8 protein-coding genes are annotated in these 8,736 nt (G+C 44.1%); 1 reads left to right on the forward strand and 7 read right to left on the reverse strand.

Annotation, left to right across the window (positions count from 1 at the left end; all coding sequences use genetic code 11):
• Positions 1–291: 291 nt before the first annotated feature.
• The 7 genes from SB752_RS28850 to SB752_RS28880 form a co-directional block, all read right to left on the reverse strand.
• Positions 292–1,197 carry a Gfo/Idh/MocA family protein gene (locus tag SB752_RS28850; protein ID WP_410718900.1) on the reverse strand — a complete coding sequence of 302 codons (906 nt, stop codon included), beginning with the start codon at positions 1,195–1,197 and terminating at the stop codon, positions 292–294.
• Positions 1,198–1,327: 130 nt separating this feature from the next.
• Positions 1,328–1,573, reverse strand: coding sequence for a peptidase dimerization domain-containing protein (locus SB752_RS28855; RefSeq protein ID WP_410718914.1), 246 nt, complete (start codon positions 1,571–1,573; stop codon positions 1,328–1,330).
• Between the two features lie 10 nt (positions 1,574–1,583).
• Positions 1,584–2,912, reverse strand: a complete 1,329-nt coding sequence (locus SB752_RS28860) for a GGDEF domain-containing protein (protein WP_410718901.1) — start codon at positions 2,910–2,912, stop codon at positions 1,584–1,586.
• Positions 2,913–2,948: 36 nt separating this feature from the next.
• A complete protein-coding gene (locus SB752_RS28865; RefSeq protein ID WP_410718902.1) occupies positions 2,949–4,181 on the reverse strand; it encodes an Nramp family divalent metal transporter in 1,233 nt (410 codons plus the stop codon).
• 17 nt (positions 4,182–4,198) lie between these two features.
• The gene (locus SB752_RS28870; protein ID WP_410718903.1) at positions 4,199–5,278 is read right to left on the reverse strand and encodes a dihydrodipicolinate synthase family protein; all 1,080 of its coding nucleotides are present in this window, start codon (positions 5,276–5,278) and stop codon (positions 4,199–4,201) included.
• 1 nt (position 5,279) lies between these two features.
• On the reverse strand, positions 5,280–6,296 hold the full coding sequence (locus SB752_RS28875; protein ID WP_410718904.1) for an NAD-dependent epimerase/dehydratase family protein: 1,017 nt from the start codon (positions 6,294–6,296) through the stop codon (positions 5,280–5,282).
• 679 nt (positions 6,297–6,975) lie between these two features.
• Complete coding sequence (locus SB752_RS28880) at positions 6,976–7,530, reverse strand: hypothetical protein (RefSeq protein WP_410718905.1); 555 nt, start codon at positions 7,528–7,530, stop codon at positions 6,976–6,978.
• 478 nt (positions 7,531–8,008) lie between these two features.
• Here SB752_RS28880 and SB752_RS28885 point away from each other — a divergent pair, with 478 nt between their 5' ends.
• Positions 8,009–8,341, forward strand: a complete 333-nt coding sequence (locus tag SB752_RS28885) for a cyclic nucleotide-binding domain-containing protein (protein ID WP_410718906.1) — start codon at positions 8,009–8,011, stop codon at positions 8,339–8,341.
• The last annotated feature ends 395 nt before the right edge of the window (positions 8,342–8,736 follow it).

Here is an 8,736-nt window from a genome sequence, read left to right on the forward strand (position 1 = left end):
TGAGCTTATCCAGCCATTCGGTAAATGTCAGCTCAATGTCAATCGGGTTGACGGGGTCCATTGATTCAATCCAAGTGAGGTAGCCGTTTCCGCTGTATAGTCGGTCCTGATCTATGGTTAAAATTCGAACAATATCTCATTTCACTTGAGCGATCCAGTCCGGCCCTTTTGGGATAACCTCACAGCTGAAGATATGGACTGGAATCAGAATCATGTATTTGTTTTTGGAAAAGGTATGAATAGGATCGAGTTACTTTTAGCGAAGCTGCCGGGAGTATTCCCTCTCCTTTCTTACAATCGGACTGTACCGCCTCGCAGTCTGCTTTCATTGGCAGCCTCAAGAAATCGCATAATCGCTAATGTCTCATCTAGTGGAACCGGTGATACCCCCGTTTTAAAGAAGGAGAGAATTTGCTCTAGCAAACTAGCGTAGTAAGGCTTGGGAGTTGCTTGCACATCGACAAAAGAAGCATGCTCCCTGTGATGGAGGAGTGCCCCAAATGTTTTGTTCCACGTACGATCGCCCCGGATCACTCCGGTTCGCCCATCCCCCCATTGCCCTGTGATGACCTCGAACTCATCATTTTTTACTGCCGTTACACTTAGGCATTCATGGCCGAGTATCGTGAAAAGCATCTCCACCGAATGAATTCCGTACCAAAACAAACCAGGCAGGGCTGACTCCAGTGGCATAGGTCCGTAGCAATAAGCACCGGTAATCGGATCTTCGCCGCTCTTCATGATCGCATTCACGATGCCTTCTGCGAAACGTAGGGAAGAGCAGCTCATGAGCGGCACCTGGTGAATCTGCGCAATTTCTATCAGTTTGAGTGCATCCAGGTAAGACGTCGCGAACGGTTTGTCGATAAACACCGGTTTGCCAAAAGGAGCGAGCAAGGCAAACTGCTCCAAATGAATACGCCCATCTACCGATGTGAGCAGTATTGCATCAGACTGCTGTGCGACTGCTTCTATGGATGCAACGATGTTTATCCCATATTGATCACACAAGGTGCTCGTGATTCCCCCTACCCGAGAAGCGCTTAATTCGAAATCAGGCGAACCGCCCGGGTACGCCGCAACAATTTTTCCGCCAGCAACGTGATATGGATGCAGATGATCGTGCAAAAGCTCGGTAAACATCTCACAATGCGACGTATCCAATCCTACCATGCCAATTCGCAGCTCATTCCCCATACCATTCTCCTCCTTTTACTACCAGTCCATTTACTTGAAAAGAAGCAGATAGACTCTCACTTGCATGCCTATCGAGCTGTTCTATTTCTTCGAGAATCTTGGCGTGATTTTTTCTGGAACCGTCCGGATATCAGAGTGATACTGCATTGATCCGCGACGAAATTTGGGACTCACTTTGCCACCAATCATGCCGATGTTCATGGTAGAGCCGCAGAATCGCATGGGGTACATGCTCCAATTGAAAGTGATTCAGCTCGGTTAGAGAACGGTGGATTACATGGATGGCGTTGATGCCATGATGAGGCATAGAGCCGTGTGCTGTTTTCCCAAACATGGTGACATCTAACCAGAGTGCTCCTTTATGGGCAACCATCACTTTGGACAAGCTAGTTTTCTTTGATTCCCCATTCATCCACAAAGCTGAGCCGATATATCTGCCTTGGCCTGCCCTTCACCGAAATCTTCTCGATCCCGACGATCTCCACCAGCTCGGCATCGAGCCACTGTAACAAAATCCGATGAGAGCTGCGAATCGTTACGCCCAGGATCGCTGCTAGTTCCTGCGCGGTATACTCGATTTTTCCCAGACGGGTCACCTGAGCCATCAGCTTGCTCATATAGGAGGCAGTCATCCCTGCCTTCCCGGCTCTCGCCAAAATCGTTTCGTCTGTGATCGAAAGCTCGTAAATCATGGGATGAGACATTTCGACGGGCCCAATTACGCTTCTGTCTTCACGTACGATAAAACAGATGTCTCCCCCGAATTCTTTCGACTGCCTCAATGCTAACCGCGCATGTGTTCCCGCTTCATTAGCCGACTGTCCAAAGCCAACTCCGATACTGAGTGAAACCCCTAACGTCTTTTTTGCTTCCAATAAGATTGGGATTGTTTTGTAGCCTCGGGTTTCACGTTCAAAAATCCCCCTTGTCGTCACGAATAAATACTCATCGCCACCCAGACTGGTCAAATGCCCCTCTAAACAGCCGACGTAATCCAAAAACATGCGCTGAATCTCTAGCTTCAGTCGCTGTACACCATGCTCTGAGGTGCTTTTTTCCACCAGCTCACGATAGTCATCAATCTGGATGATCCCAAAAACAATTTGAGAGTCCTTATTACGCCGCTTTTCCGTGGAGAGAAGAGCACGCTCCAGAGATACAGAAATATCCTGAACGGTCGGTACTACCCAGTCATTGGGAATGTTCAGCCGTGTCAGCTCGTCTGCTACTTTTTTAACCCCGGTAAGTGCCCCGTCGCTTACTCCCTGCTCGTACTTTTCCCGATGAAAAGCAACCATTTCCTCGATTTGAAAGGGAATGCCCTCATAGTAATGGATGATTGTAAACGGCTCACCTACCTCCTGCAGCACTTGGTTAACCCCTTGACTCAGGAAAGAGTCGACGCTAAGTCGCTGCATTTTGCGATGATGGTACAAGCGAAACAATGAACGAAAGAGTCCCGTCCCTGTCAAAGGAATATAGTGAACAGGGAGCGTAAAGTCGACTTTCTCTTTTGCTATTTTGTACGGGTAATAGCCGGAAAAGAGCAGGACCTCAACTTGGTCCATCAGTTCCTGGGCAAAGGCAGAAGCGTCCAAAATTTCATTGGACGCTCGAAATACAGGTTTGAAGTTAGGGAATGATTTGAGTGCTTCTCTGATTTTTTCCACTATGATGGTAGGTCCGATGACACCGATTTTGATTGTATTTTGCATCGTTCTCCCCTTCTCCTCGCCTGCTTGTTCTACTATCTATGAAAAGAAAAGGTCGTTGACTGTCTTCACGGCTAGAACAACCAGGAACAGCAAAGCCAAGATCGTAATTCCGTTTTTGATTGGTGTATTTTTCAAGTCACCCATGATTTTTTTATCATTAGCAAGTAAAAATAATGCCAAGCCAATCAGCGGGACTACGACGATTGTGATCGGTTGCGTGATCATGATGAGCTGGACAGGAATTTTGCCAAAGACGAGGGCAACGACTCCCCCGAGAACCATCACTGCCATAATAAAGTAGCGAACGATGTTGCTCTCCAGCTTGCTTCCAAAGCCAAACGCATCTGCGAGCATTACCCCGCCAATTGCTGCATTTCCTGTGAGAGAGGAAAAGGCAGCACCCCATAATCCAATCATAAAGACGATCATCGCCCAGTTACCAAACAACGGCTCCAGTGCCTTTCCCATATCGGTCGCTGCATTCACTTGGATTCCTTGGGGCTTTAGTACAGCTGCAGCACTGATCATAATTAAAGCAGAGATGATTCCCAACAAAATAATACCCGTATAACTTTCACGAGAGCCCTCTTTTGCATGGATGGCTGTCCATCCTTTTTCCTGAACGAGATACGACTGGTACAAAGCACCGACCACCGTAAATGTTGTTGCAACCAACCCGATGATGAGAATCGCCGATCCATCGGGAATTTGCGGCACCAGACCCGAAAAAATACCGCTGAAGCTAGGTCTGATAACAACTACAGTACACAAGAATGAGAAGAGCATGATTCCTACCAACACTAGCATCAGTTTTTCCAGTATTTTATAAAAGTTCCGATAAAATAAGATGGCGATTCCCAATAGTGTAAAGAGAGTGCCCCAGACTTTGGGTGATCCTCCTGCCAAGCTCGAGAGAGCCACACCCGCACCGATGACATTCGCTCCTTGAAACGTCGAGGTGACCAAAAAGCATCCCAATCCCATAATAATGGATGCCGCTCTCCCCCATTTTACCCGAATGGTTGTCAAAAGGGACTGATTCGTTGCCATTCCGATTCTTGCACTCATCTCGGTAAAGCACATCATAAAGAGGACCGAAACAACAATGACCCATAATAAGCTGTACCCATACATAGCGCCGATTTTGGAGGTCAAGGTGACGCTCCCTGGTCCGACTACCAAGGCAGCCGTAATGATAGCCGGACCGAGTGATTTCACCAACGATGTTGCCCTCTTGTGCTTTTGGACATTCGATTCCAATTGTTCCACACGAAAGATCCCCTTTCTTAAACCGATGTAGGTTTTACAGAAAGCCAGCTAGCCAAATGCTCATCCACAAATGCATCGTCGTTCAATGCTGGGTAATCTCGATAGACACGGTCGATTTCCTCCATCTGCCCCGCGGACAGCTCTTCATCCGGATTGAGGCACCAACGTCCTGCCAGCAAGCCTAGCCGTCTAAGGACCTCGTGAATGCCAGGAATGCAGCCAGCAAAGTCGTGAGCCGGGTCGAAAAAGGCAGCATTGGCATCCGTAATCGCCTGCCCTTCTTGCAGCAACTCGAGAATACCTCTTTCTGTTTGTTTTGCCCGCTTCACACGCTCCAAAAGGTCGACCGCGCTCTTTGTCCATACGGCCCAATGACCGAGCAAGCCGCCTACGATGCTTTTCTCGACTGTTTTCCCGTCGATCTGAAAACGGTACGTGGTGAGTAAATCCGCGACGATATTGTCATCATTTCCTGTATAAAGAGCGATCTGGTCAGAACGAGTAGAGCTGCATACCGCTCGTACGACATCAAGTGTCTGGTATCGATTAAACGGTGCCATTTTGATTGCCATCACACCGGGAATTTCAGCGAACTCTTTCCAAAAAGAATAGCTGAGGATTCTTCCCCCAACGGAGGGCTGCAGGTAAAATCCAAAGATCGGGATGATTTTCGCAATCTCTTCTACTCTTTTTAACAGCTCTACTTCGGAATAATCATGAAGCCCTCCCATACTGACAAGTCCCAAATCATAGCCCAGCTTTGCCGCTACTTCAGCCTCAACTATGGCTTGTGTTGTCGGTCCGCAAATACCCGCTACTTTCAAAAAGGAATCGGCCTTGCCCAATTGTTCAATCTCTTCGGCGGCGAGGTGCAACACCGGTTCTAGCAAATTGATCTCTTTTTCCCGAATCTCAAACTGTGTCGTATGCACTCCAACCGCAATTCCGCCAGCTCCTGACGCGACATAATAACGGGTCAAGGCTCTCTGCCGTGCTTCATCCAAGCGCCCTGTTTGATCCAGGGCCAGCGGATGTGCTGGAATGACGACTCCTTCCATGAGCTTTTTGTGGAGAGCTGTCTTTAGTTCTCTTGCCATCTTAAAATTCCCCCTTTCTCTCTTGGAAGTGCGTAGGTTTATTACTTGTCTCTCCTCCCGCAGCTACCCATTCTGCTGTCCAATCGATCATCTGACCAAGAGAAACGCGCGGGTAACCAAGCAGCTGGTGGGCTTTGGATGCGTTGCTCAGCAAGGCCGTATCTTGCTCATGATTTACGAAAACAGGCTCTACGTGAAAGCGCGAAGCAAATTGCTCGGCCAGCCAGCGTACAGAAGTTGTTTCGGGACCTGTAACGTTCAAGAGCTGCGGAGGTGTACTACATAGCTCTAAGGAGCGAATGGCCATTTCATTGGCATCTCCCTGCCAGATTACGTTTACTTGCCCCATTCTCAAATCGAGAGAACGACGCTCATATACGGCCTTGGCAATTTCTAGCAGAACGCCGTATTTCATATCAATCGCGTAGTTCAAGCGAAAGTGAAGCATGGGGATATCGTATTTTTGGGAAAAGTAGCTGAAAATTCGCTCCCGCCCCAAGCAAGATTGTGCATATTCACCTATAGGCCCCACCGTCGCATCTTCAGATGAACCTCCTTGGAGTACAGGCGACAGTGGATAAATATTCCCTGTTGAAAAGGAGACAATCCGCGACTCGCGGAACTTTTCTGCCACTCTTCCCGGCAAATACGTATTCATCGCCCAGGTAAGCGACTCATTGCCGGTTGTACCAAATTTTTGTCCAGCCATGAAGATGACATTTTTCACAGAAGGCAGAGATTGTAATTCTTGATCGTTCAACAAATCTACGGCGATCGTCTCGATACCCGCTTCTTGCAGTTCAGATTGTAGGGAACCCGCAGAGAAACGCGAAACTCCGATCACCTTTTTCTCTACACCAGCCTTTTCAATTGCCTTTTGGGCCAGCTTCGCCAGGCTTGGTCCCATCTTTCCGCCAACACCTAAAATCATCAGATCACCGTCCATCCTCGCCATAGACTGTATCAATTGATCAGAAGGGCGAATCATTTTTTGATCAAGCTCTTGTATTGTTCTCACACCAATTCCTCCTTATTTGAAATAAACAAACTATTCAAAACTTTATGTCGCTATTTTATGTTGTCACACTACTAAGAGACAAGTCTTTTAACTGTCTTTAAATCGGAGGGGTGGGTAAAAGCTCTTCTGGGATGTGAAACTGTCTACTCTGCTGATTGGGGCACAGTGAGGTTATGCTTGTTTGATTGAATCATTGAATAAAAAAAAGCCCCTGACGAAGCTTGGGCTCAGAGGAACTGTTGAAAATGAATATAATACCATTTTCCTTGTACGCAACTATTTCACCGAAAGAATGCGATTAAACGGAACCAATCTTTTCTCCAACTTCTTAATCCACCCAAATTGCTTCTGCGATTGTATACATTACAAGTCCGCTCGATTGCGAAATGACCAGACAGGCCCTAATAAGGCGACCATGAGCATGCTCCCGACTGATCGATGGTTCATTTTCTACATGTTCAAACATGTGCCGTTTGCAGATCTCGCTTATTTGCAAAAGGGGATAAGAGTTTACTTCTTTTCTTATCCTCGACAGGTGGTTCCTTCTTTATTGTTTGAGGAAGAGTTTTGAGTGATAATGACCAACTGTCTCTGTCTTGGATGACATCACTATTTTTACTGATTTTCCATTGTCACGCTCAAATAGACCCTAAAGAATTAAATCTCCAGGGTCTAACTTTTAAATTCCTTCTTCCTTAATAGTACCATCTTCAAATATATGCCTTACTTTAATATCATTATCAATCCCTTTAAAATAGTAACTAAATGAACTAACCTTATCCTCATCATCAAATTTTATGAACAATTGGGAATCAATAACTCCTTTTAATAAACCGTCAAGATCAGCAACATCTACATTCATATTTTGTAGCCATTTCTTCTCATTCGGAAATTTATAATCAGTATTCTGGGAAAAATCGAATCTCCAAATAACTGTATTTGTATCTGCATCGTTTACAAGCTCGTATTTTTCCCCGAACATTTCTTGCACTTGAGCAACTGATTGACCTATTGCTAGCTTTTTCACTATTGGATCTAAATCTTTTGAATTCTCATCGCTAATAGGATCTACGTCTTTGACTTGTTCATCTATCTGTTCCTTTTTATGATCTTGCATTTCCTGAATCTGACTATCTTCCCTTTGGGGTTGGGTATCACTACAACCTACAATTTCTAAACTTACGGATAATAGCAGTGAATATAGTATTAGCATTTGTTTATTAGATTTAACCATAATCATTAACTCCTTTAAAAAATCAAAAATGGAGATGATTTACTTTACTGTATTTCCAAATTATAGCATATTAGGATAACTGATCCTATAAATTCATTCTGCTAATTTTTTGAAGATGGGTCCCGCCAACAAAATGGAATTCACTTAACTAGTCAGAATAGGTGACTTTACAGTATTCAATGTAGAGTTGCCTATTCTTTTTATTTCTTTAAAGCTCAAAGTGATACTTGTTCAAAATTAGTCAGCAAAGCATTTTCATATGATAGAAATTTAAAAGCAAGAAGAAATGAAGAAGCACCTTTATTTTGTAAAGACATGAAATATACTCACAAATATCCAGTATATACACTATAGTTTAATCGTTTTACGACATAAACAAGAAAGGTAGCCTTATTATTCACCCTATGAACAAAATGATTATCTTTATATTCTAACCACAGGTATAGCAGAAGTTAATAGACAAAGTTATGAGGGAACGATGTCTTCCTTATATTTCAATTTTTACATAATTAAACAACTTGCCTCAAAATTAATTTTAAGCTCAGATACTGCGGCAAAGTTATCACTGCTAACAGTTAAAGATCGTATCTTATTACGTATACATAATCATTATCAAATTGGTGATTTAGATAACCTTACAAAGCAAATTTTATCAAGTGAGGTCTGTGCACCAATTAGAAGTTTAAATCGTTCAATAGCTCAGTGCATAAATGAGGGCCTTATAAGTTATACTGATAAAAAATTTTCTATAAATTCAATTGAAGAGATAGAAAAATACCTTGAAAAATTTTTTACTAAGATAATTTTATGAATTATTTTCGTTTTCACTTGGCCACGGTCAAATCTCCTCGTTAATAAAGGTACTGCAAACGGAATTTTTTTCCTTCAAGCACCACAACCGATCCTCGTCAGAAAAGTTGTGATAAGTTGGAACGCGCCCATCAATTAATTGAGCATATCCACTCTCTAGAAATCACTGAGCAAGTGCATTTGCAAAAGTAGGCTCAAAACGATGGCTAAAATTAGCAAGGTACTGGAAAATCGACTACTGCATGCAAACTGGCTGCCCATTGGGTTTGCTGACGTAATATCATATAGCTCGAGTCTGTAAAATAATTTGTGTAAACTTTCAACCTCTAAACTACAATTAGTATTAGAAAGGTTGGGAGATTTTTATGATGTCAAAAGAGCAGATCAAGCAATGGA

It is taken from the genome of Brevibacillus sp. SIMBA_040 (assembly GCF_046535075.1).
GTDB lineage: Bacteria > Bacillota > Bacilli > Brevibacillales > Brevibacillaceae > Brevibacillus.